Origin of the sequence: Pseudoxanthomonas sp., from assembly GCF_002863005.1 — a bacterium.
In the GTDB taxonomy this organism is placed as follows: Bacteria; Pseudomonadota; Gammaproteobacteria; order Xanthomonadales; family Xanthomonadaceae; genus Pseudoxanthomonas_A.
The window spans coordinates 196,698-220,358 of the sequence record NZ_PKDG01000018.1; the positions used below are offsets into that span (position 1 = coordinate 196,698).

General features: G+C 67.5%; 21 protein-coding genes and 2 pseudogenes. 13 read left to right on the forward strand and 10 right to left on the reverse strand.

Going from position 1 to position 23,661, the window contains the following annotated elements; translation table 11 throughout:
* Positions 1 to 48: 48 nt before the first annotated feature.
* Positions 49 to 789: a beta-ketoacyl-ACP reductase gene (locus CYU89_RS08745; protein WP_296280216.1), complete on the reverse strand. Its 741-nt coding sequence runs from the start codon at positions 787 to 789 to the stop codon at positions 49 to 51.
* Positions 790 to 834: 45 nt separating this feature from the next.
* A complete protein-coding gene (gluQRS, locus tag CYU89_RS08750; protein ID WP_296280217.1) occupies positions 835 to 1,755 on the reverse strand; it encodes a tRNA glutamyl-Q(34) synthetase GluQRS in 921 nt (306 codons plus the stop codon).
* Positions 1,756 to 1,874: 119 nt separating this feature from the next.
* Between gluQRS and htpX the strand changes: the two genes are divergently transcribed.
* Positions 1,875 to 2,756: a protease HtpX gene (gene htpX / locus CYU89_RS08755; RefSeq protein WP_296280218.1), complete on the forward strand. Its 882-nt coding sequence runs from the start codon at positions 1,875 to 1,877 to the stop codon at positions 2,754 to 2,756.
* A gap of 77 nt (positions 2,757 to 2,833) precedes the next feature.
* Here the strand turns inward: htpX and CYU89_RS08760 are convergent, their stop codons facing one another.
* Both CYU89_RS08760 and epmB read right to left on the reverse strand, forming a co-directional pair.
* A complete protein-coding gene (locus CYU89_RS08760) occupies positions 2,834 to 4,909 on the reverse strand; it encodes an EAL domain-containing protein (RefSeq protein WP_296280219.1) in 2,076 nt (691 codons plus the stop codon).
* Between the two features lie 97 nt (positions 4,910 to 5,006).
* Complete coding sequence (gene epmB, locus CYU89_RS08765) at positions 5,007 to 6,026, reverse strand: EF-P beta-lysylation protein EpmB (protein WP_296280220.1); 1,020 nt, start codon at positions 6,024 to 6,026, stop codon at positions 5,007 to 5,009.
* A gap of 103 nt (positions 6,027 to 6,129) precedes the next feature.
* Here epmB and efp point away from each other — a divergent pair, with 103 nt between their 5' ends.
* The 7 genes and pseudogenes from efp to folE2 all read left to right on the forward strand — a co-directional run bounded on the left by efp (position 6,130) and on the right by folE2 (position 11,591).
* Entirely contained in the window at positions 6,130 to 6,696 is a 567-nt protein-coding gene (gene efp, locus CYU89_RS08770; protein ID WP_162338187.1) for an elongation factor P, read from the forward strand.
* Entirely contained in the window at positions 6,696 to 6,905 is a 210-nt protein-coding gene (locus tag CYU89_RS08775; protein ID WP_296280221.1) for a hypothetical protein, read from the forward strand. Before efp ends, CYU89_RS08775 begins: the two co-directional genes overlap by 1 nt.
* 11 nt (positions 6,906 to 6,916) lie before the next feature.
* On the forward strand, positions 6,917 to 8,257 hold the full coding sequence (locus CYU89_RS08780; RefSeq protein ID WP_296280222.1) for a TRZ/ATZ family hydrolase: 1,341 nt from the start codon (positions 6,917 to 6,919) through the stop codon (positions 8,255 to 8,257).
* Between the two features lie 46 nt (positions 8,258 to 8,303).
* A complete protein-coding gene (gene ubiG, locus CYU89_RS08785) occupies positions 8,304 to 9,023 on the forward strand; it encodes a bifunctional 2-polyprenyl-6-hydroxyphenol methylase/3-demethylubiquinol 3-O-methyltransferase UbiG (RefSeq protein WP_296280223.1) in 720 nt (239 codons plus the stop codon).
* A gap of 2 nt (positions 9,024 to 9,025) precedes the next feature.
* On the forward strand, positions 9,026 to 9,703 hold the full coding sequence (locus CYU89_RS08790) for a phosphoglycolate phosphatase (RefSeq protein WP_296280260.1): 678 nt from the start codon (positions 9,026 to 9,028) through the stop codon (positions 9,701 to 9,703).
* A 136-nt stretch (positions 9,704 to 9,839) separates the two neighbouring features.
* A pseudogene (locus tag CYU89_RS08795) lies at positions 9,840 to 10,142 on the forward strand (phytoene/squalene synthase family protein); the annotation flags it as partial.
* Positions 10,143 to 10,655: 513 nt separating this feature from the next.
* Positions 10,656 to 11,591 (forward strand): GTP cyclohydrolase FolE2, encoded by a 936-nt coding sequence (gene folE2 / locus CYU89_RS08800; protein ID WP_296280224.1) that lies wholly within the window; start codon positions 10,656 to 10,658, stop codon positions 11,589 to 11,591.
* Positions 11,592 to 12,177: 586 nt separating this feature from the next.
* Here the strand turns inward: folE2 and CYU89_RS08805 are convergent.
* The 3 genes and pseudogenes from CYU89_RS08805 to yidD all read right to left on the reverse strand — a co-directional run.
* Positions 12,178 to 12,924 (reverse strand): annotated as a pseudogene (locus CYU89_RS08805) (M23 family metallopeptidase); the annotation flags it as partial.
* A 104-nt stretch (positions 12,925 to 13,028) separates the two neighbouring features.
* Positions 13,029 to 14,375 carry a dihydroorotase gene (locus CYU89_RS08810; RefSeq protein WP_296280225.1) on the reverse strand — a complete coding sequence of 449 codons (1,347 nt, stop codon included), beginning with the start codon at positions 14,373 to 14,375 and terminating at the stop codon, positions 13,029 to 13,031.
* Entirely contained in the window at positions 14,375 to 14,632 is a 258-nt protein-coding gene (yidD, locus tag CYU89_RS08815) for a membrane protein insertion efficiency factor YidD (RefSeq protein WP_296280226.1), read from the reverse strand. Before yidD ends, CYU89_RS08810 begins: the two co-directional genes overlap by 1 nt.
* 95 nt (positions 14,633 to 14,727) lie before the next feature.
* Here yidD and dksA point away from each other — a divergent pair, with 95 nt between their 5' ends.
* A complete protein-coding gene (gene dksA / locus CYU89_RS08820) occupies positions 14,728 to 15,852 on the forward strand; it encodes an RNA polymerase-binding protein DksA (RefSeq protein ID WP_296280262.1) in 1,125 nt (374 codons plus the stop codon).
* 70 nt (positions 15,853 to 15,922) lie between these two features.
* Here the strand turns inward: dksA and CYU89_RS08825 are convergent, their stop codons facing one another.
* The 3 genes from CYU89_RS08825 to cysS form a co-directional block, all read right to left on the reverse strand.
* Entirely contained in the window at positions 15,923 to 17,164 is a 1,242-nt protein-coding gene (locus CYU89_RS08825; RefSeq protein WP_296280227.1) for an MFS transporter, read from the reverse strand.
* Positions 17,161 to 17,598 (reverse strand): SufE family protein, encoded by a 438-nt coding sequence (locus CYU89_RS08830; protein ID WP_296280228.1) that lies wholly within the window; start codon positions 17,596 to 17,598, stop codon positions 17,161 to 17,163. Before CYU89_RS08830 ends, CYU89_RS08825 begins: the two co-directional genes overlap by 4 nt.
* A gap of 157 nt (positions 17,599 to 17,755) precedes the next feature.
* Positions 17,756 to 19,336 (reverse strand): cysteine--tRNA ligase, encoded by a 1,581-nt coding sequence (cysS, locus tag CYU89_RS08835; protein ID WP_296280229.1) that lies wholly within the window; start codon positions 19,334 to 19,336, stop codon positions 17,756 to 17,758.
* 142 nt (positions 19,337 to 19,478) lie between these two features.
* Here cysS and CYU89_RS08840 point away from each other — a divergent pair, with 142 nt between their 5' ends.
* The 4 genes from CYU89_RS08840 (at position 19,479) to CYU89_RS08855 (ending at position 23,601) form a co-directional block, all read left to right on the forward strand.
* Positions 19,479 to 19,982: a hypothetical protein gene (locus CYU89_RS08840; protein ID WP_296280230.1), complete on the forward strand. Its 504-nt coding sequence runs from the start codon at positions 19,479 to 19,481 to the stop codon at positions 19,980 to 19,982.
* Positions 19,983 to 20,254: 272 nt separating this feature from the next.
* On the forward strand, positions 20,255 to 21,259 hold the full coding sequence (locus CYU89_RS08845) for an N-acetylornithine carbamoyltransferase (RefSeq protein ID WP_296280231.1): 1,005 nt from the start codon (positions 20,255 to 20,257) through the stop codon (positions 21,257 to 21,259).
* A gap of 31 nt (positions 21,260 to 21,290) precedes the next feature.
* A complete protein-coding gene (locus tag CYU89_RS08850; protein ID WP_296280232.1) occupies positions 21,291 to 22,490 on the forward strand; it encodes an argininosuccinate synthase in 1,200 nt (399 codons plus the stop codon).
* Between the two features lie 19 nt (positions 22,491 to 22,509).
* Positions 22,510 to 23,601: an acetylornithine deacetylase gene (locus CYU89_RS08855; protein ID WP_296280233.1), complete on the forward strand. Its 1,092-nt coding sequence runs from the start codon at positions 22,510 to 22,512 to the stop codon at positions 23,599 to 23,601.
* Positions 23,602 to 23,661 lie beyond the last annotated feature (60 nt).

The following is a 23,661-nucleotide window of genomic DNA, read 5'->3' on the forward strand; positions in this document are numbered from 1 at the left end:
CCCCTTTCGGGGCGTCGGGGGAATGCGTGGGCAAGGACCTGCCGGGCCTTACCACCCCATGTGGTGGCCGCCGTTGATGTCGAGGTTCGAGCCGGTGATCCAGCTGGCCTGTTCGTCCACCAGGAACGCCACCGCATATGCGATTTCCTCGGGCTTGCCGAGGCGGCCGGTGGGGATGTCCGCGGCGATCTTGGCCCGTACGTCCTCCGGTACCGCCATCACCATGTCGGTGGCCACGTACCCGGGCGACACCGTGTTGACGGTGATGCCGAGCTTGGCGTTCTCGCGCGCCAGCGAAATGGTGAAGCCGTGCATGCCGGCCTTGGCGGCGGCGTAGTTGGCCTGCCCGTACTGGCCCTTCAGGCCGTTGATCGAGCTGATCTGGATGATGCGGCCCCACTTGCGTTCGCGCATGCCGTCGATGACCGGGCGGGTGACGTTGAACACCGAATTGAGGTTGGTGTTGATGACGTCGCCCCACTGGGTCGCCGACATCTTGTGGAAGGTGCCGTCGCGGGTGATGCCTGCGTTGTTGATCAGCACGTCGACCGGGCCGAGCGTCTGTTCGACTTCCTTCACCATCGCCTGCGCTTCGTCCGGCGAAGTCACATCGCCCTTGACCAGCGCGATGTCATAGCCCTCGGCCTTCATCTGCGCCTGCCACGCGCGCGCCTTCTCTTCGTTGCGGTAATTGGTGGCGACCTTGTGGCCCATGTCGGCCAGCTTCTTGCAGATGGCGGTACCGATACCTCCGGTGCCACCGGTGACCAGGGCGACGCGCGATGTCATGTGGGGACTCTCCTTGGACCGCCGCAAGCCGACGGCCACCCGATTCTAGACAGCGCCTGCGACAGGATTGTTGTGCGCTGCAGCGAACGTCAGTGATATCACTTTTGGAAGACGATCCGGGCGGAATTCGCGATGTGCGGCGTGCAGTACCGACGCAACGTTCGACAGGCCGTCGAGCACGGCCGCCGGTTGGCCCAGCGCCTGCCAGGCCGCGCGCAGTGCCGGCAGCGGGGCGTCGTCGTCGACGGGGAGCGATGCCATGGATTTCGACAGTTTGTTGCCGTCGACGTCGACGATCAGGGGCAGGTGCAGGTACTGCGGCATCGTCAGGCCGAGCGCGCGCTGCAGAAGGATCTGCCGGGGTGTGGAATCGAGCAGGTCCGACCCGCGCACGATGTGCGTGATGCCCTGATCGGCATCGTCGACCACCACCGCCAACTGGTAGGCCCAGAAGCCATCGGCGCGCCGCAGGACCACGTCGCCTACCTCTAGGTCGACGCGTTGGTCGAACGTTCCCTGCAGCGCGTCCTCGAAGACCACGCGGGCGCCATCGGGTACGCGCAGTCTCACGGCGGCGCTGCGACCCGGACCGGGCGCGATGCAGTGGCGATGGATGCCGCCCGTGGCGACGAGATCGCTGCGGCTGCAGGGGCACGGGAATGCGTGGCCGTCGCGCAGCAGGCGGGACAGCGCATCGGCATACAGGTCGTGACGCGCGCTCTGCCAGACGACCGGCAGGTCCGAGACAAGGCCGAACGACGCCAGCGTGGCCAGTTGCTGCCGCGCAGCGCCGGCGACTTCGCGTGGCGGATCGAGGTCCTCCACGCGCACCAGCCACTCGCCGTCGTGATGCCGGGCGATGAGCCAACTGCCCAAGGCGGCGACCAGGGAGCCGAAATGCAGGCGGCCGGTGGGCGATGGCGCGAAGCGGCCGCGATAGCGGAGGGAGGGATCGTTCTCGGTCATTCGTCGGAAGCAAGGGCAAGCTGAACCGGCAGTCAGGAAGTCGCTTGAATTCATTACGCCGCAGCCGCAATTCTGCGGCGTCCGCGTTCACTTTTGCACGACCCTGGGAGATCCGAACCGTGTTCACGCGTGTTGCCTTGTTCCTCGCCACCAATTTCGCCGTCCTGGTGCTCGCGGGTATCGTCATGTCCCTCTTCCGTGTGAACCCGAACCAGATGGGCGGCCTGCTGGTGTTCGCCGCCGTGTTCGGTTTCGGCGGTTCGCTGATTTCCCTGCTGACCTCGAAATGGATGGCCAAGCGCGCCACCGGTGCGCAGGTGATCGAACAGCCTCGCAACGATACCGAGCGCTGGCTGGTGGCCACGGTGCAGCGCCAGGCCCAGGCGGCCGGCATCGGCATGCCCGAGGTCGCGGTCTACGACGCCCCCGAGATCAATGCGTTCGCTACCGGCGCCAACCGAAACAATGCGCTGGTAGCCGTGTCCACGGGCCTGCTGCGGCAGATGAACCAGGACGAGGCGGAAGCGGTGCTGGGCCATGAAGTCGCCCACGTCGCCAACGGCGACATGGTGACCATGGCGCTGCTGCAGGGCGTTCTGAACACGTTCGTCATCGTGCTGGCGCGCGTGGTGGGCGGCATCGTCGACAGCTTCCTCTCCGGCAATCGCGAGGGTGGCGGCCGCGGATTCGGCTACTACATCATCGTGATGGCGCTGGAAGTCGTGTTCGGCCTGTTCGCCACGATGATCGCCATGTGGTTCTCGCGTCGCCGCGAATTCCGCGCCGACCATGGTGGTGCGACGCTGGCAGGCCGCCAGAAGATGATCGCCGCACTGGAACGCCTGTCGCAGCAGCAGCGCCCGAGTACGCTGCCCGCGCAGGTGGAGGCCTTCGGCATTGCCGGTGGCATCGGCCAGGGCATGAAGAAGCTGTTCCTCAGCCACCCGCCGCTGGAAGACCGCATCGCCGCGCTGCGCGCGCAACAGGCGACCGTGGCCTGATACCCGCCGGCCCGCACGTAAAGAAAAACCCGCCGGAAGGCGGGTTTTTCGATTGCGGTGCACGGGTAGCCGACCGATCAGCTGAAGTCGTAATTCATTGCCGGACCGGGCGCCGCCAGGAAGTTGCCTTCCACGTAGTCCAGGCTGGCGGTGAACAGGAACGCCATGGTCGCTGCGTCCTGCACATGCTCGGCGACCGTCAGGATCCCCAGCGCCTGCGCGCGTTCGGCGATCTCGCGGATCTTCTGCTGGTGCTCGGTGTTCTTGCCCAGGTCTTCGCTGAAGACGCGGTCGATCTTGAGGAAGGTCGGCTGGAAGTGCGACAGCAACTGGAACGAATCCAGGCCCGCACCGAAATGTTCCAGGCCGACCTGGCAGCCCAGCTTGGCGGCCGCGGACTGGAAGGCCTGGGCCTGGCGCAGGTGCGTGAACACCTTGGCCTCCGGGGTCTGCAGCCACAGGCGGTCGCCCGGTACGTCGTGCGCGGCGAGTTGCCTGGCGATCAGGTCGAGCAGGCGGTTGTCGGCGAACGAGGCCGGGCTGACCTTCACCACCAGGCGCGTGTCATGGCCGGCGCGCTTGCGTTCGGCCAGGACTTCGATGGCGCGGTTGACCACCCAGCGGTCGATCGCATCGAGCAGGCCGTTTTCTTCGGCGATGCCGATGAAGGACTGCGGCAGCACGACCTCGCCGTTGGATTCCAGCCGCAGCAATGCCTCGTATACCTCGCCGGGTTCGCCCTGCAGGCTGACCACGGGTTGGTAGTGCAGGCGGAAACTTCCGTCCTGCAGGGCTTCGCGCAGGCGCTGGATCCAGTTCTGGACGCGCTCTTCCTCGGCCCGGTCGACGGCGCCGGGGTCGAAGATCTCGATGCGGTTGCCGCCCAGGTTGGTGGCGGTCTGCAGGCAATCCGTGGCGCGGGTCAGCACCGGACCGACGCTGGCGATCTTCTCGCCGATCTGTACGCCGCCGATGCTGGCGGTCACCGACGCCGAGCGTTCGCCCACGTTGAAGACGTGCGAGGCATAGGACGCCCGCAGCCTTTCCGCCAGCGCCGCGGTCTGCGCATGGTTGCCGCGCAGCAGGACTGCGAACGTGCGCTCGCCGAAGCGGGCGGCGAGGGTGCCTTCGTCGAGTTTCTCTGACAGGCGCGCCGCCAGCGCGGCGGCCAGGGCGTCGGCCGAGTCGATGCCGATCTCGGACAGCAGTCGCTGGTAGTGGTCGGGCTCGAGCAGCAGCAGGGCGTACTGGTCTTCGCCGCGCGCCACCTGGGCCACGGCGTTCTCCAGCTCGCGCAGGAAAGTGGGGCGGTTGAGCAGGCCGGTGACCATGTCGCGCTGCCGCAGGTCTTCGACCTCGCGGGCCAGCTCGGGGTCGAACTCCTCGCGGCGGCGGAAGATCACCTGCACGCAGGCCTCGCCCTCGTAGGTCGCGGTGGCGAACTCCAGCGTGGCGGGAAAGCTGTCGCCGTCGATGCTGCGGGCTTCCAGTTCGAAGCGCGGCGGAGGCGGTTCGCCCTTGCTGAGCTTCTTCAGCAGCGCCTTGAAGTCGTTGACGTACTGCGGACCGACCAGGTCAAGCAGCGACAGGCCTTCCACATCCTCGAACGATTCGAAGCCGAACATCTCCAGGTAGGCGTCGTTGGCACGGATGTGCATGCCCTCGTGGATGTAGGCGATGGGGTCGCGCGAGGACGAGATCAGTGCATCGCACCGGCGCTCGGTTTCGCGCATCTGGCTTTCCAGCCGGCGCTGCGAGCGCCGCGCATCCAGGTCGGCCCACTCGCGGCGCAGTACCGTCAGCACATGCTCCGCACGCCCCCGCAAGGCGATGGCGCGTGCGCCGGCCGCCTGGTCGGCGAGCAGGTCGGCTTCGCTGATCGCATCGGCCAGCACGATCACGGGGATGTCCTTGCCGCTGGCGTCGACCTGGGCCAGCACGGTCGCTAGGGGAATGCCCTTGGCACTGCGGGACGCCAGCAGCAGGTCCATCGGCTGGCCGGCCACCATCTGCCCCAGTTCGCCGGCGTCCAGCGGTCGCAGCGGGCGCACGGCGATACCGCCGTTGCGCAGCGTGGAGACGATGGCTTCCGCGTCCTCCGCGCTGTCGTCCACCAGGGTCAGTCGTAGCGTGGTGTCTTTGCCGATCTGCATGCAGCGTGTCCGCGAGGGGTGCGCGTTTAATACCTGAACGCGGCAGGTGAGTCCAATGCAGCCGTCGCAGATGCGAACACGGCCCGGCGAGGGCGCCTCACAGCGGTCGCTTGCCCGTGTCCCCGGCAATTTCCCGCACCAGCCTCGGCACCAGGTAGCCGGACAGGCGGGCGGCCAGGTCCGCATGCAGCGCCTTCGCGCGCACGTCGTCGACTTCGAAGTGGGCGGCGCCGGCCACCCGGTCCAACTGGTGCAGGTAATACGGCAGCACCCCCGCGGCGAAGCCGCGTTCGCTCAGGGCGGCCAGCGCGTCGACGTCGTCGTTCACCCCCCGCAGCAGCACCGCCTGGTTGAGCAGGTGAACGCCGGCATCGCGCAGGCGGCGCAGCGCGGCGTCAACCGCACCGTCGAACTCGTTGGCGTGGTTGGCATGGATCACCAGCGTCAGCGGCCAGGGCAGGCGGCCCAGCCAAGCCAGCAGGCCCTCGTCGATGCGCTCGGGCAGCACGACCGGCAGGCGGCTGTGCAGGCGCAGCCGGCGCAGGTGCGGAATGCCGGCCAGGGCGTCCGTCAGCTCGGCGAGCTTCGCGTCCGACAGGGACAGCGGGTCGCCACCCGACAGCAGCACTTCCTCGATGCTGTCGTCGCGGCGGATCACGTCCACGGCTTCGCGCCAGCCGTCGCGTGCGGCGGTTTCCTCGGCGTAAGGGAAGTGGCGGCGGAAACAGTAGCGGCAGTTGATGGCGCAACTGCCGGTCGCCACCAGCAGGGCGCGGCCGCGATATTTCTGGATCACGCCGTTCCCGGTGCGTGCGGCGCCGTCGCCGACGGCATCCAGCCCGTAGCCGGATGCGGGGCGCATCTCGTCGTCCAGGGGCAGCACCTGGCGAAGCAGCGGATCGTGCGGATCGCCAGCGCGCATGCGAGCCACGAAGCCGCGTGGCACGCGCAGGGCGAACTGCGATGCGGCCTGGTCGGACACGCGATCCGCCAGCGACTCCAGCCCCAGCAATGCCAGTAGTTCACGGGGATCGCGCACGGCATCGCGCCAGGCCTGTTGCCAGCGGAGGGCCGGCCGGGCAGCGGGCTGTCGGGGGTCGGGGGCTGCGGTTATCATGTCGGGTCTGAAAACAAGCACCCGCCGGGTCCGGCGGGTCCCCGCATTCTATCCGGCCGGCCGCCTCGCGCGGCGGGTACGCCTTACCTCCAGGAGCAGCAGCATGGCCAGTTACGGCATGAACGACGTCAAGAACGGGATGAAGATCCTGATCAACAACGACCCGGCGATCATCACCGATACCGAGTACGTCAAGCCGGGCAAGGGCCAGGCCTTCACCCGCGTGAAGTACCGCCTGATCAAGAGCGGCCGCGTGCAGGAAATCACCATGAAGAGCACCGACTCGGTCGAAGCGGCGGACGTGGTGGATACCGACATGCAGTACCTGTACACCGATGGCGAGTACTGGCACTTCATGCAGCAGGAGACCTTCGAGCAGGTGCAGGCCGACAAGGCCGGCATGGGCGGCGCCGAGAAGTGGCTGAAGGGCGAGGAAGACTGCGTGGTCACCCTGTGGAACGGCAACCCGATCCAGGTGACCCCGCCGAACTTCGTCGAGCTGCAGATCACCGAGACCGACCCGGGCGTGAAGGGCGACACCGCGGGTACCGGCGGCAAGCCGGCCACGCTGGAAACCGGCGCCGTCGTGCGCGTCCCGCTGTTCGTCGGCCAGGAAGAAGTGATCAAGGTCGACACCCGTACCGGCGAATACGTCAGCCGCGTCAAGTGATGGGACAGCTCGCGCTGTACCTCGGCGTCTGGGCCGTCGGCGTACTGCTCGCCGGCCTGGGCGTGATGCTGTGCTGGAACGCCAGCCTGGCGCACCTGTTTCCCGCCGTGCCGCGCCTGGGCTACGGCCGCGCACTGGCGCTGATGCTGCTGTGCTGGCTGCTGTTCGGGGCCGGCGCCATTGGCCTGACCTATACGCTGGGATTCTGAGCCGAGGCCCCATGAACGACCGTACGCCCGTTGCCTGTGACCTGTTGATCGAAGCCGGCTTCGTGGTGCCGGTCGTTCCGCACGGCGCGGTGCTGGAAGACCATGCGGTCGCCGTGAGCGATGGCCGCATCGTCGCCGTGCTGCCGGTGGCCGACGCGCGCGCGCGCTTCGCGCCGCGTGAGACGGTATCGCGTCCGGACGCGGTGCTGATTCCCGGCATGGTCAACGCGCACACCCACAACCCGATGACGCTGCTGCGCGGCGTGGCCGACGACCTGCCGTTGAAGGTCTGGCTGCAGCAGCACATCTGGCCCATCGAGGGGGCGGTGATCGGCCCGGACTTCGTGGCCGACGGCATCACCCTGGCCATCGCCGAAATGCTCCGCGGCGGTACCACCTGCGTCAACGAGAACTACTTCTTCCCCGACGTACAGGCGGCGACCTACAAGCGCTACGGCTTCCGTGCACGTGTCGGCCTGCCGGTCATCGATTTCCCGACTGCCTGGGCCGCGTCGGACGATGAGTACTTCGAGAAGGCCGGCGAAGTGCACGACCAGTGGCGCGACGATGCGCTGATCGCGACCGCGTTCGCTCCGCATGCGCCGTACACGGTCAACGACGCCAATTTCGAACGCGTGCGGATGCTGTCCGACCAGCTCGACGTGCCGGTTCACCTGCACCTGCACGAGACCGCCCAGGAAGTGGAGCAGTCGATCGAGAAGCACGGCCAGCGCCCGATCGCGCGCCTGGACCGGCTGGGCCTGGTCAACGACCGGCTGATCGCCATCCACATGACCCAGCTGACCGAGGCCGAGATCCATCTCTGCGCCGAACGCGGCGTCAGCGTGGTGCATTGCCCCGAATCCAACCTCAAGCTCGCCTCGGGCTTCTGCCCCGCCTGCGCGCTGGAGCGCGCTGGCGTGACGCTGGCGGTCGGTACCGACGGCTGCGCCAGCAACAACGACTTGGACATGTTCAGCGAAACCCGTACGGCGGCGTTGCTGGCCAAGGCGGTGGCCCAGGATGCGGCCGCGCTGGATGCGTTCAGCGCGCTGCGCGCGGCCACGCTGGGCGGTGCCAAGGCGATCGGCTTCGACGACCGCATCGGCTCGATCGAACCCGGCAAGCAGGCCGACCTGGTCTGCGTCGACCTGTCGGCGCTGGAGACCCAGCCGCTGCACCACGTGGTGTCGCAGCTGATCTATGCGACCGGACGGCAGCAGGTCAGCGACGTCTGGATCGCGGGCCGGCCGAAGCTGCGGCAGCGCGTGCTGGTGGATATCGACATCGACGGCGTCATCGCCAATGCGCGGCAGTGGCGCGAGCGGATCGCCGGCATCCGTCTGTCCTGAGCGATGCGTGACGGCGCCATGGCCGGCGTCGTCTTACAATGGCGCCATGACGACCTCGACTGCGCCCCGCGACGATAACTTCAGCCAGGCCGAACTCGACAAGTTCGGCGCGCTCGCCAATCGCTGGTGGGATCCGGATGGTCCCCAGAAGGCGCTGCACGCACTCAATCCCGTCCGCCTGCAGTATGTCCGCGAACGCGCCCGCCTGCCGGGTGCCACCGCGCTGGACGTCGGCTGCGGCGGCGGTCTTCTCAGCGAGGCGCTCGCCCGCGAGGGTGCTCACGTCACCGCGATCGACCTCGCCCCGGAACTAGTGAAGGTAGGGCGGCTGCACAAGCTCGAGTCCGGCCTGCAGGTCGATTACCAGTTGCGTTCGGTCGAGTCGCTGGCCGAGGAACGGCCCGGGACGTTCGACGTGGTCACCTGCATGGAGATGCTGGAACACGTGCCGGATCCTGCGGCGATCATCCGCGCGTGCCATGCGCTGCTGAAGCCGGGCGGCCACCTCTTCCTGTCCACGCTGAACCGCACGCCGGCCGCATTCGCCTTGGCGATCGTGGGCGCAGAGTACGTCGCGCGCCTGCTGCCGAAGGGTACGCACCATTACAAGGAATTCATCAAGCCATCGGAGCTGGCCGCCTGGCTGCGCGAGGCGGGCTTCCAGTTGCAGGACGTCACCGGGTTGGCCTACGAGCCCTGGCGCCAGCGGGCGCGGCTGGCCTCGCGCACTGACGTCAACTATCTCGCCAGCGCGGTGAAGCCGTGACGATGACCGGTTTCCCGCGCGCGGCGCTGTTCGACCTGGACGGCACGTTGCTCGACAGCGCGCCGGACATGCTGGCCACCGCCAACCGCATGCGTGCATCGCGCGGCATCGGCGCGATGGCCCTGTCGGCCCTGCGTCCGCACGTATCGAAGGGTGCACGCGCGATGCTGGCCGCGGCGTTCCCGGACATGGAGAAGGCGCCCCGCGAAGCGCTGGTGCCGGAATTCCTGGCGATCTACCAGGAAGAACTCGGCCGTCACAGCGTGCTCTTCGACGGTGTCGCCGAGATGCTCGATGCGCTGGAAGCGGCGGGCAGCACGTGGGGCGTCGTGACCAACAAGCCGGAGTATCTTGCGCGCGACATCCTGCCGCAGTTGGGCTGGGAAACGCGATGCGCTGTGCTGATCGGCGGCGACACGCTGGCCGAAAAGAAGCCGCATCCACTGCCGTTGCAGGTCGCCGCCGAGCGCATCGGCACCGCCATCGCCGACTGCGTGTACGTGGGCGACGACGAGCGCGACATCCAGTCGGCGCGTGCCGCCGGCATGCCGTCCATCGCGGCATTGTGGGGATACCGGCAGGCGCATGAGGAGCCTGCGCAGTGGCAAGCGGATGTCATGGTCGAGTCGCCCGAGGCCCTCATCGCACCGTCGGCCTGGCCCTCGACCCGGCTGTTGTAGGATCGACGTGAGTCGCGACCGCACGGTTGCAGTCCTCGATTGTTTCAGTCGCGAATAGAGAACGTATTGCATCCAGACGCCTATGCGCGCCAGCCTCACGGTCGCGACTGACGTCGCTCCTACAGAGTTCCACTGCATGTCCGATTCCGCCGCCCTCGACAGCTTCCTGGACAAATGGCGCGCCCGATGGCCGGAATGGTCGGTCGCCGAAGTATTCGTTGCGCCCGCGCGACGCGACATCGTGGTGGCCTGGTTCGCGCTGCTGCAGGAGTTCGAGGACATCCTGAACATCGCTGGCGACCCCCTGCCGGCGGACGCCAAGCTGGCCTGGTGGGGCGAGGAACTGCGTGGCTGGGCCTCGCAACGTTCGCGACATCCGCTCGGCCGTCGTCTCGAACCGGTGCGCGCCGACTGGGCGCGGCTTGCCGATGCGTTGCCCACGCTTGCAGAAGCGCGCGCGGTAGCGCGGGATCGCGAGGCGGGCTTCGCCGCGTTGTCGCGCTACGGCGAAGCGGTTGCCGCCGTGGAGGACGGAGTGCTGGGACGCATGCCCGCCTCGCAGGCGATCGTTGCGGAGATGCTGGCTGCCCGCTTGATGGAGGTCGGCGGCGCAGCCGTGCCGGTGAGCCTGCGGCAAGGCGCGGATGAAGCGGGCCAGCTCAGGGCCTGGGCCACCGCGTTGCTCGAAGCCTGGTCCCCGCGCGACGGTGCGCGCGAGCGTCGCCTGCTGTCCGCCTATGTGCATGGGCGGCTTCTCCGTTTCGCGCGCAGGGGCGAACCTGCGCCGCTGCCATCACAGGCCGCGCTGTTGTTCACCGGCTGGCGCGCCGCGCGTGGCGGCTGAACACGCTGCCTATCGTCGCGATAGCCTGCGAAAGGCGTCGTAACGGACTGTTTCATCTGGTGATTCGGGGCAGGGGGTACAATGCGCGCCATCACTCCCCCGTGCACGATGATGACTTCCTCGCTCCCCCTGGCGCCCCGCGCCGACCTTCCCGACGTCGCCCACCAGCGCGTGCCGCTGGCGCGTCCGCTGGACTGGGTGGGCATGGATAACATCGCGCTGCCGGTCCGCATTCCGGACGGGCAGGGCGGTCAGCTGCAGGTGGCGGCGAGCATCGACCTGTCGGTGAACCTGGCCAATGCTGATGCACGGGGCATCCACATGTCCCGGCTGTACCTGGAACTCCAGGATGGCCTGGCGCGTGAAGCCATCACCCCGGCCGGCCTGCGCCATCTGCTGCAGACCAGTGTCGACTCCCAGGCCGGCCTGGCCACCCAGGCGCGCCTGCGCATCCGCTACGAAGCACTGCTGCAGCGGAAGGCGCTGGAAAGCGACTACGCCGGCTGGAAGCGTTATCCGGTCGAGATCGAGGCCACGCTCGCCGACGGCCACCTGATCCTGGCACTGGCGTTCTCCGTGGAGTATTCGAGCACCTGCCCGGCGTCGGCCGCGCTGTCCCGCCAGGCCAACGCCGAGCGGTTCACCGAGGACTTCGCCGCGGCGCACCCGCTGTCGGTCAACGTGGTGCATGACTGGCTCGCCTCCGAGCGAGGGCTGGCCGCCACGCCGCATGCGCAGCGCAGTCGCGCCAGCGTGCGCGTCGAGCTGCGTCCGCAGTTCGATGAACTCCCATTGGTGGCCTTGGTCGATGCGCTCGAAGCCGCGCTGGCGACGCCGGTCCAGACGGCCGTCAAGCGCGTGGACGAACAGGCGTTCGCCCGCCTCAACGCAGAGAATCTGATGTTCTGCGAAGACGCAGCCCGTCGAGTCGCGTCGGTGCTTGCCGGCGATGCGCGCATCGCCCGCTACGACGCCACCGTCGCGCACTACGAAAGCCTGCACCCGCACGACGCGGTCGCCCGGGTCAGCGGCAGCAACGACTGAGGCCTCGGTTGCCGGATGTGGGAGCGACGTAAGTCGCGATCGCTCTCAAAGCAACGCTTCGCGACTTACATCGCAACCACAACGGCAGGCTGGGTCACTTCCCGCCTTCGAGCACCAGCAGTGGGTTGATGCGCACGGCGAACCGCGCCGACCGGAACCAGAAGCGTCATGGACCATCAACGCGCCGCAGCGCGCCGATGGGGCGAACAACGGGTGCCTACTTCCCGCGTTCGAGCACCAGTAGTGGATCGATGCGCACGTCGAACCGCGCCCACCGGAACCAGAAGCGTCATGGACCATCAACGCGCCGCAGCGCGCCGATGGGGCGAACAACGGGTGCCTACTTCCCGCGTTCGAGCACCAGCAGTGGATCGATGCGCACGTGGAACCGCGCCCACCGGAACCAGAAGCGTCATGAACCATCAACGCGCCGCAGCGCGCCCATGGGGCGAACAACAGGTGCCTACTTCCTGCGTTCGAGCACCAGCAGTGGATCGATGCGCACGTCGAACCGCGCCCACCGGAACCAGAAGCGTCATGGACCATCAACGCGCCGCAGCGCGCCGATGGGGCGAACAACAGGTGTCTACTTCCCGCGTTCTAGCACCAGCAGTGGATCGATTCTCACGTCGAACCAGCTCATCCCCCAGTGCAGATGCGGCCCCGTGGCGCGCCCGGTCGCACCGACGGCTCCGATGACCTGTCCGGCTTCGATCCGGTCGCCGACGTTCACGTCGATGCGCGACAGGTGGAGGAAGTTCGAGCTTACGCCGTGTCCATGGTCGAGCAACACAGTGCCGCCCGTGAGATAGAGGTCGGGTGATGCGAACGTCACGATGCCGGCGGCGGGTGCCTTGACCGGCGTGCCGGTCGGCGCCGCGATGTCCATGCCGGAGTGGCCGGCGCCGGGCTGGCCGTTGTAGACGCGGGCGTTGCCGAAGCGACCGCTGATGCGGCCCTGCACGGGCCACTGGAACGGCAGCGCGAAATCCGCACGCGCGTCGTCGCGGTCGCGCGCGGCGGTGACCAGGGCCTGCTCGCGCTGGATGCGCGCGGCGATCTCCGGGGGCGGATTGACGGTCTTCGGCGGCACGCCGTTGACGCGCTCGACCGGCCAGTCGCGTGGCGTTACCGCGATCTCGACGGCTTGCGTGCGGCCGGAGGGTGTCGTGACGGCGACGCTCAGTGGGCCCGCTTCGTCGCGCCCCACGCCGAACACGACAGTGCCGTAGTCGGTGGTGCGCAACAGGCGTTCGCGAAAGCGCACCTCGCTTCCCGGCGGCACTTTGCCGAACACCAGCGCGCCCTGCGACACGCTCGCCGGGAACACGACGCGCTCCTCCTGCGGGACGGGCGCCACGGACGCGCTTTCCTGGGCGCCTACGAGGGGAATCCAGCCTGCACAGACCGCGGCGAGTAGCGCCGCTGCCGCCAACTTCAACGCGCGAACTCCAGCCGCTGGCCGTTGGGCGTGCCGACCAGGTGTTCTCCATTCCAGACCATGCGCCCGTTGACCCAGGTAGCGCCGATGCGCGAGCGGAACGTGCGGCCTTCGAACGGCGACCAGCCGACCTTGGACAGCACGTCTTCGCGCTTCACGGTGAAAGGTTCGTCGTCGATCAGCACGAGGTCGGCGAAGTAGCCTTCGCGCAGGTAGCCGCGCTCCTTCACGTCGAACAGCTGCGCGGGGGCGTGCGCGAACTTCTGTACCACGCGGGCGACGTCCATGCGCTTCTCATGCACCAGTTCCAGCGCGGCCACCAGCGCGTACTGCACCAGCGGCAGGCCGGAGGGCGCCTGTACATAGGGCTTTTCCTTTTCTTCCAGCGTATGCGGGGCGTGGTCGGTGGCGAGCACATCGATCACGTCCTCCACCAGCGCCTTGATCAGCGCTTCGCGGTCACTGGTGTCCTTGATGGCGGGATTGCACTTGATCAGGTTGCCCAGCGCCGCGTAATCGGCGCGGTCGAAGCGCAGGAAGTGGATGCAGGTTTCCGCGGTGATGCGCTTGCGCGCACCGTCCGGATGCACCAGCGGTCCCGGCGTGAACAGCGCCAGCTCATCAGCGGTGGAGATGTGCAGCACGTGCAGGCGGGTGCCGTGCTTGCGCGCCAGCGACATCGCCAGCCGCGTGGACTTGATGCAGGCCTCGCGGCTGCGGATGTCCGGGTGGTGTTCGGCACTGAGCGCATCGCCGTACCTGGCCTGGAACGCCGCCAGGTTGGCGTCGATCATGGGCGTGTCTTCGCAGTGCGTGATGATCGGCGTGGGTGCTTCGCGGAAGATCGCGTCCAGCGTGTCAGGATTGTCGACCAGCATGTTGCCGGTGGAGGCGCCCATGAACACCTTGATGCCCGGCGCGGTCTTCGGGTCCAGCGTGCGGATCGCCTCCAGGTTGTCGTTGCTGGCGCCCATGTAGAAGCCGTAGTTGCCCCAGGCCCGGCCCTTGGCCCGCTGGTACTTGTCCTCCAGCGCGGCCGCGTCCAGCGTCGGCGGGCTGGTGTTGGGCATGTCCATGAACGTGGTCAGGCCGCCGGCGACGGCTGCCGCGGATTCGGTCGCCATGTCGCCCTTGTGCGGCATGCCGGGCTCGCGGAAATGCACCTGATCGTCGATCATCCCCGGCAGCAGCAGGCGCCCGGCGGCGTCGATCACCGTGTCGTCGCCCTGGGGCCGTATTTCGGCGGCGATGCGGGCGATACGCCCGTTCTCGATGCGCAGGTCACCCTCGGTGACGCGGCCTTCATTGACCAGACGGGCGTTGACGATGACGGTAGCGGGCATCAGTGGTGTCCTGTACAGGAATGGGGAGGGGAGGCGCCGGTGCGCGGGGGGACCGGGTCGTGGCCGCCGGGATGCAGGGGATGGCAGCGCCCGATCCGCCGCACCGCCAGCCAGCCGCCCTGCAGCGGACCGAACCGGCCGATCGCCTCAATGGCGTACTCGGAGCAGGACGGCACGAAGCGGCAACGCGGTCCTAGCATAGGACTGATGAAGCGCTTGTAGCCCTTCAGCAGCAGGATGAGCAGGCGGGCGAGCATGGCCCGATGATACCGCGTCGGGTTGCCGCTGCCCGCCGGGTAGGCTATAAAAGCGCGCTTTCCCGATGCTCGGGAAGAACAAGGAAGCGCTGTTCGTGGCTGCAAAGAAACCTGCGAAGAAGGCCGCCAAGGCCGCCAAGAAACCCGCTCAGACCGTCGCCAAGAAGCCTGTCGTGAAGAAGGCTGTCGCCAAGAAACCGGCCGCCAAGCCGGTAGCGAAGAAAGCGGCCCCCAAGCCCGTCGCCAAGAAGCCGGCTGCCAAGAAGGCCGTGCCGGCCAAGAAGGCGGCACCGGCGAAGAAGCCGGCCGCCAAGCCGGTGGCCAAGCAGGCGGCGCCGGTCAAGAAGGCGGTGGCCAAGGCGACCAAACCCGCAGTCGCCAAGAAGCCCGCGCCCGCGCCGGCCACCAAGGCGCCCGTCGCCAAGGCGGCACCGGCAAAGACTCCGGCGAAGGCCGCGAAGCCCGCTCCCAAATCCGCACCGAAGCCCGCCGCAACGCCGGCTCCGGCAAAGTCCGCCCCCACCGCGGCTGCGACCAAGACTCCCGTGCCTGCATCCGCCCCCAAGGCGGCTGCCCCGGCCCCGGCGCCCGCCGCCAAGGTTCCGTCCCCCCCGAAGCCTGTGCCAGTCCCGAAACCGAATACCAAGAACGCCAAAGCCTCTACCCCCGCCGAAACCCCCGTGACGCCTCGTCCGCCCGTTGCCCGCCCCGTGGGCAAGGTAGCGGTGGCCGTCGCCGCTCGGCCTGCGGCGCCGGTCGTGCGCGGCAAGGTGAAAGAAGTGCCCTACAAGACCGATGAAGCCACCGGTCGACCGATCGTGCCGGCCGGCTACAAGCCCTCGCCCGACGAGGAGTACATGAGCACGCTGCAGCTGGAGTATTTCCGCCAGCGGCTGCTGCAGTGGCGTGCCGACCTGGTCGAGGAATCCAAGCAGACCATCGAGAACCTCAAGGACGAAGTCCGCGACATCGGCGACGAAGCCGAGCGTGCGACCCGCGAGACCGAGAACTCGCTGGAACTGCGTACCCGCGACCGCTATCGCAAGCTGATCGGCAAGATCGACAGCACGCTGAAGCGCCTGGAAGGCGGCGATTACGGCTACTGCGTCGATACCGGCGAAGAGATCGGCCTCGACCGCCTCGAAGCCCGCCTGACCGCCGAGCGCACCATCGATGCCCAGGAGCGCTGGGAACACCTGCAGAAGCAGCAGGGTGACTGAGTTCCCTGCATCCGCGAAATGAAAAAGCCCCGCTCCGGCGGGGCTTTTTCATTCCGGGCCAAGCACCGGGCTACTGCAGTTCGCGCAGGTCCAGTCGGCGCAGCCGCGGCGCCTTCCAGGCGGTGAAGCCGGCCACCGAGAGGATCGCGAACCCGCCCAGGATCACCGCCGGCACCAGCCCCAGCAGTTTCGCCATCGTGCCGGCATAGAACGCGCCCAGTTCGTTCGACGAACTGACGAAGATGCCATTGATCGACGAGACGCGCCCGCGCATCTCGTCCGGCGTCGACAACTGCAGGATGGTCGAGCGCACCACCACCGACACCCCGTCGCACATGCCGTAGAACAGCAGGATCGCCGCCGACAGCCAGAAACTGCGCGACAGGCCGAATGCGATGACCGCCAGGCCGAAGCCGGCCACGGCGAACAGCAGTACGCGCCCGGCGTGCTTCTGAAGGGGATGGCGGGCAAGCCACAGGCCCACGCAGACCGAACCCGCCGCCGGCATCGCACGCAGGATGCCGAGGCCCTCGGGTCCGTAATGCAGGATGTCGTGGATGAAGGCGGGCAGCATCGCCACCACGCCCCCCAGCAGCACCGAGAACATGTCCAGCGCCATCGCGCCCAGCATGATCTGATTGTTCCAGACGAAGCGCGCGCCCTGCGCAATGCTGGCGAACACCGGCAGGCTGACTGCCGGCGGTCCGGGCTCCTCCACGCGAAGCCGTGCGAGTACCGTCGCCGCCATCAGCGCGAATACGACGGCCATCGCATACGACAGCGTCTTACCGCCGAAGCCCACCAGCAGGCCACCCAGTGCAGGGCCCGTCACCAGCGCGGCCTGGAAGATCACGCTGCCCAGGCCGGCGGCACGCACGAAGTCTTCGCGTGGCAGGACCTTGGCGAACAGCGCGTTGTAGACCGGACTCAGGAAGGAACGCGCCATGCCGGTCAGCGCGATGGCCGCATAGATCGGCCACGTGCCCTCGAACGGCAGCCAGCCCGCGGACACCGCCACCAGGATCACGGCGGTCGTCGCCAGCGCACCGCACGCGATCATCCCCACCGGCCGTCGAGGCAGGTGATCGACCAGATACCCGGCGAACGGCGCCACGCAGAAGAACGGCAGCACTTCCGCCAGGCCCACGAGGCCGAGTGAGAACGGATCCCGGGTCAGCTCGTAGATATGCCAACCCACCGTGACCGCGACGATCTGGTACGACAGCAGCGCACAGATGCGGTACGCCAGCACCGCCGCGTACCCGCGATTGCGGAGCAGCGAGAACGCAGAGGGCTTGCCGTTTCCGCTCACTTCGCGTTCGCGGCCGTCTCGCGGATGAAGGCCAGCAATGACGCCAGGCCGTTGCTGCGGGTGGGGGAGAGATGCTTCGCCAGGCCGATGTCGGCGATGTAGTCGGGCGAGGTGGCCAGGATCTCCGAGGCAGGCCGTCCCGCATAGACACGCAGGGCGAGGAAGATCAGCCCCGAAACGATCGCCGAGTCGCTGATGGCATGGAAATCCAGTTTCGCGGCATCGCCCTCGGGCACGATCCAGACCATCGACTGGCAGCCGAGCAGGCGATGCTCCTCGCGCTTCCACTCCTCGGGAAAGGCGGGCAGCTTGCGGCCCAGGTCGATGAGGTACTGATAGCGTTCGGACCAGTCGCTGAAGAAGGCGAATTCATCCTTGATGGCGGCCTGCGCCTCGGCGGCGGTAGGTTCGAGCGGGAAGATCGTATCGGTCATGAGGTGAGCGAGTCTGGTTCAGAAGCCCCTCTACCGTCGGGAGAGGGGTTGGGGTGAGGGTACGGCGGAGTCCTTGTGGTGCCGGCATCCTGATGTTGCCGCACCCTCATCCGGCGCTTCGCGCCACCTTCTCCCGACGGGAGAAGGAAAGATCGGCTCACGCCCGCTTCCAGCGCACGCCCTGCGGCGTGTCTTCGAGCAGGATGCCTTCGGCTGCCAGCTCGTCACGGATCGCATCGGAGCGGGCGAAGTCGCGGGACTTCTTCGCTGCCGTACGCTCGTCGATCAATGCCTGGATACGGGCATCGTCGTCTGACGAGGTGCCACGGGCAAACCACTCGGCAGGATCCTGCTGCAGCAGGCCCAGGACGTGGCCGGCGCCGAGCAGTTCGGCTTTCAGTTGGCCCAACTTTTGAGGCGCGGCGTTTTCGCTAATCCAGCTATCAAGCATCTGTACCAACGCGGCGGCTTCCAGCATCCCTTTACTGCTGCCCTCTGGCAAGCCAATCCCTATGAACTTCAAGAGCGTAGCGTGAGCTTCCACGTCAGCATCCGAGATCCGTCGGTCAGGGGTAATTCCGATCCGGACTCTGTTGACTTGGCTGACAAGTTCCAAGTGACGGCGAGCTTCTGAAGCGATCCGTGCAATCTCGGCGAGCGCGAGTGGTGTATTGAGGTCATCGTCCAGTGCGTCCTCGATGACCTGCGGCGTCACCGCAACGGCATCGACGTGGACCAGATCCCGCAGCGTTCCGTACAGCCGGTCCAGCGTGTTCTTCGACTGCTCCACCAGCGCCTCGGACCAATCCAGCGGCTGCCGGTAGTGCGCCGACAGCAATGCGTACCGCAGTGCTTCCGGCGGGTGCTGCTGCAGCAGGTCATGGACCTTTTCGATGTTGCCCAGCGACTTGCTCATCTTGGCGCCGCCGAAGTTGAGCATGCCGTTGTGCAGCCAGAAGCGCGCGAACGTCTTGTGCGAACCGTCTGCGTGCTTGTGCGCGCACTCGCTCTGCGCCACTTCGTTTTCGTGGTGCGGGAACTGCAGGTCCACACCGCCGGCGTGGATATCGATGGTCTCGCCCAGGTGGGCGGCGGCCATCGCCGAGCATTCGATATGCCAGCCCGGCCGGCCGACGCCCCAGGGCGACTCCCAGCCCGGCAGGTCCGGCGTGGACGGCTTCCACAGTACGAAATCGCCCGGGTCGCGCTTGTACGGCGCGACTTCCACGCGTGCGCCGGCCAGCATCTCCTCCGGGTCGCGGCGCGAGAGCTTGCCGTAGTCCTCGAAGCTGCCCACCGCGAACAGCACGTGGCCCTCGGCGGCATAGGCGTGCCCACCGGCGATCAACTGCTCGATCATCGCGATGATGTGGCCGATGTGATCGGTGGCCGCGGGTTCGATGTCCGGGGCGAATTCGCCGGTCACGCCCAGCCCGGCCATGTCCTCCCGGTAGGCGGCGGCGTAACGGTCGGTGATGGCGGAGATCGCCACGCCCAGCGCCTTGGCGGCGGCGTTGATCTTGTCGTCCACGTCGGTGATGTTGCGTGCATAGCGCAACTGGCCGAAACGGCGCCGCAGGAGTGCCGCCAGCACGCCGAAGACGACCGGCCCGCGGGCGTTGCCGATGTGGACGTAGTTGTAGACGGTGGGCCCGCAGACGTACATCGTGGGAACGGGGCCGAGCGGTTGGAAGTCCTCGACCCGGCGGGTGAGGTTGTTGTGCAGGCGCAGGGTCATGGCGACAGGGCAGGGGAGAGCGGGGGAATTCTACCGCCTGCACCACGCGCGAGGGCCTGGTGGCGCTTCCTGCGGCCGATGTTCAGCCCCACTCAAGGCGCGATCCCTACACTGGGGCCCCTGGAATCTTCATGCAGGTCCCATGCACCGCCTCCGCGCCACGCTCCTCTTTTCCTGTTGCCTGCTTGCCGCGCCCGCCGTGGCGCAGGAACGGGTGGTCCCGGCGGAGAACGTCCGCCTCGACTATGCACAGGTGCTGGGGGTCGAACCGGTGTATCAGACGCTGCGGGCCACCCGCACGGAACAGCGGTGCGACGAAGCCCCCGCTGCCAGGCCCGAGACAGCCGCGCCCGAGAAAGATGAAAGCCGGTGGAGCCGCATGGTCAGTTCGGTGCGGGGCTGGTTCGGGGGGGACGACGAGCCCGAGCAAGCACCGCCGGTCACCCTGCCCACCGTGAAGGTCAATTGTCGCGTCGTGCCCATCGAGCGCGAGTTCCAGCGCCCCATCGCGTACGACGTCGACTACATCTACAAGGGCGTGAAGTACCGCTCGCGGCTGGCTGAGGATCCCGGCAACCGCCTGCGCATCCGCATTTCCGTCGCCCCCTACCTGGCGCCGTCGCAGCCCACGGCAAGCGGTCCCTGAGTTCCTGCACGGTTGCATGCGCAACCGAATACGTCCTTGCGCTGCGCCGCAGCACATGCGAGCATTCGCGCCCATGAAGATGAACGCACACGCCCATGCAGCCAGCGCGGCCTCCCAGGCCTCGAGCATGACGTCGCGTGCGCGTCGACCGGAATCCTGCATCTAGCTGGGTACCCCGGACGTCGTCGCTTGTTCACCGGAACCCAGCCAGAGGCTGGGTTTTTTCGTTTCTGAAGCCCGTTTTGCCACATTCCCGACACCAGGATGCCGTAATGAAGCACTTCTTGAACACGCAGGACTGGAGCCGCAGCGACCTCGACGCGTTGCTCACGCAGGCCGCCCTCTACAAGCAGAACAAGCTGGGCGACGCGCTGAAGGGCAAGTCCATCGCGCTCGTGTTCTTCAACCCGTCCATGCGCACCCGCACCAGCTTCGAACTGGGTGCTTTCCAGTTGGGTGGCCACGCCGTGGTGCTGCAGCCGGGCAAGGATGCGTGGCCGATCGAGTTCAACCTGGGCACGGTGATGGATGGCGACACCGAGGAGCACATTGCCGAGGTGGCTAAGGTACTGGGGCGTTACGTGGACCTGATCGGCGTGCGCGCCTTCCCGAAGTTCGTCGACTGGGCCTACGACCGCGAGGACATCGTTCTGAAGTCGTTCGCGAAGTATTCGCCGGTGCCGGTGATCAACATGGAGACGATCACCCATCCCTGCCAGGAACTCGCGCATGCGCTCGCGCTGCAGCAGCACTTCGGCACGTCCGACCTGCGCGGCAAGAAGTACGTGCTCACGTGGACCTATCACCCCAAGCCGCTCAACACCGCGGTGGCCAACTCGGCGCTGACCATCGCCACCCGCATGGGCATGGACGTGACCCTGCTGTGTCCCACGCCGGACTATGTGCTGGACGAGCGCTACATGGGCTGGGCCGAGCACAACGTGGCCGAAAGCGGCGGTTCGCTGCAGGTCAGCCACGACATCGACAGCGCCTATGCCGGCGCCGACGTGGTGTACGCCAAGAGCTGGGGCGCGCTGCCGTTCTTCGGCAACTGGGAACCCGAGAAGCCGATCCGCGACCAGTACAAGCACTTCATCGTCGACGAGCGGAAGATGGCGCTGACCAACAATGGCGTCTTCAGCCACTGCCTGCCATTGCGCCGCAACGTGAAGGCCACCGACGGCGTGATGGATTCGCCGCAGTGCATCGCCATCGACGAAGCCGAGAACCGCCTGCACGTGCAGAAGGCCATCATGGCCGCGCTGATGCAGCAGTAACCCCTCCGATTCCCGAACAGAACACGCCCCCATGAACCAGTCCAAAGACATCGTCCTTGCCTTCTCCGGCGGCCTCGACACCAGCTTCTGCGTGCCCTACCTCAAGGAGCGCGGCTGGAACGTCCACACCGTGTTCGCCGACACCGGCGGCGTGGATGCCGAAGAACGCGCCTACATCGAACAGCGCGCCGCCGACCTGGGCGTGGCCAGCCACGTCACCGTGGATGGCGGCCCGGCGATCTGGGACGGCTTCGTCCGGCCGTTCGTGTGGGCTGGCGAGGGCTACCAGGGTCAGTACCCGCTGCTGGTGTCCGACCGCTACCTGATCGTCGACGCCGCGCTGAAGCGGGCGGCCGAACTGGGCACGAACGCGATTGCGCATGGCTGCACCGGCATGGGCAACGACCAGGTGCGCTTCGATCTCGCGGTCAAGGCCAGCGGCGACTACCGCATCGTGGCGCCGATCCGCGAGATCCAGAAGGAACACACCCAGACCCGCGCCTACGAACAGGCGTATCTCGAAGAGCGTGGCTTCGGCGTGCGTGCCAAGCAGAAGAGCTACACCATCAACGAGAACCTGCTCGGCCTGACCATGTCCGGCGGCGAGATCGACACCTGGTCCGCCCCGGGCGAAGGCGCGCGTGGCTGGTGCGCACCGCGCGCCGAATGGCCGGTGGAACCGTTGCGCGTCACGGTCGGCTTCAAGAACGGCGAGGCGGTCAGCCTGGACGGCCAGCCGGTCGCCGGCGCTGCGCTGCTGGCGAAGTTGAATGCGTTGTTCGCGCCTTACGGCGTGGGCCGCGGCGTCTACACCGGCGACACCGTGATCGGCCTGAAGGGCCGCATCGTGTTCGAAGCGCCGGGCCTGGTGTCGCTGCTGGCGGCGCACCGCGCGCTGGAAGAGGCCGTGCTGACCAAGCAGCAGAACCGTTTCAAGCCCGAGATCGCGCGCAAGTGGGTGGAGCTGGTGTACGAAGGCTTCTACCACGATCCGCTCAAGGCCGACCTGGAGGCGTTCCTGCAGTCTTCGCAGGCCACGGTCAACGGCGAAGTGGTGCTGGAGACCCGCGGCGGCCGTGTCGATGCGGTCGCTGTGAAGTCCCCGCACATCCTCAATGCCAAGGGCGCGACGTACGCGCAGTCGGCCGACTGGGGTGTCGAGGAAGCCGAGGGCTTCATCAAGCTGTTCGGCATGAGCTCGACCCTGTGGGCCGAGATCAATCGCGGCTGATCATGAACAAGGAACCCGCATGACCGACCTGCTCGCCAGCACGCTGCAGCACCTCGAAGCGCTGGTGTCGTTCGACACCCGCAATCCGCCGCGCGACATCGGTACCGGCGGCATCTTCGACTACCTGCGTGCGCAGTTGCCGGATTTCCAGGTCGAGGTCATCGACCATGGCGCCGGTGCGGTCACGTTGTTCGCGGTGCGCGGGCAGCCCAAGCGCGTGTTCAACGTGCATCTGGACACCGTGCCGTCCTCGCCGGCATGGAGCGCCGATCCGCACGCGCTGCGCGTCGAAGGCGAACGCGCGATCGGCCTGGGTGCCTGCGACATCAAGGGCGCGGCCGCGGCACTCGTGGCGGCCGCACAGGTGACGCAGGGCGATGCGGCGTTCCTGTTCACGACGGACGAAGAAGCGAACGATGCGCGCTGCATCGCCGCGTTCCTTGCGCGCGACCATGGCTTCTGCGAAGCGATCATCGCCGAGCCGACGCAGTGCCAGGCGGTGCTCGCACACCGCGGCATCAGTGCCGTCCGGATGGCGTTCACGGGGCAGGCCGGGCACGCCTCCGCCGAGAACGCGCTGTCGTTGAGCGCCCTGCACAACGCGATGCGCTGGGGCACATCGGCGCTGGATTTCGTGCAGGCCCAGCATCACCTGCGCTTCGGTGGGCTGACCGGCCTGCGCTTCAACATCGGTCGGGTCGAAGGCGGCATCAAGGCGAACATGATCGCCCCCAGCGCCGAAGTCCGGTTCGGCTTCCGGCCGCTGCCGTCGCAGGACCCTGCCGACCTGCACGCGACGTTCCGTGCTTTTGCCAATCCCGATGCCTTGGCCGACTACGAAGAAACCTTCCGGGGCCCGTCGCTGCCGTCCGGCGATGTCGCGCGCGCGGAGGAGCGTCGCCTGGCCGCGCGCGACCTCGCCGACGAACTCGGCTTGCCGATCGGTAATGCCGTGGACTTCTGGACGGAGGCATCGCTGTTCTCCGCCGCCGGCCTGACCGCCTTCGTCTACGGCCCGGGCGACATCGCCCAAGCCCATACCGCCGACGAGTGGGTGTCGCTGGAGCAGTTGCAGCAATACGCCGACAGCGTGGCGAGGATCCTCCAGTAGCGTCGCATGGCGGGCCTCGGCCCGCCATGCGCAACCGATGATGTGGTGGGCCAGAGCCCA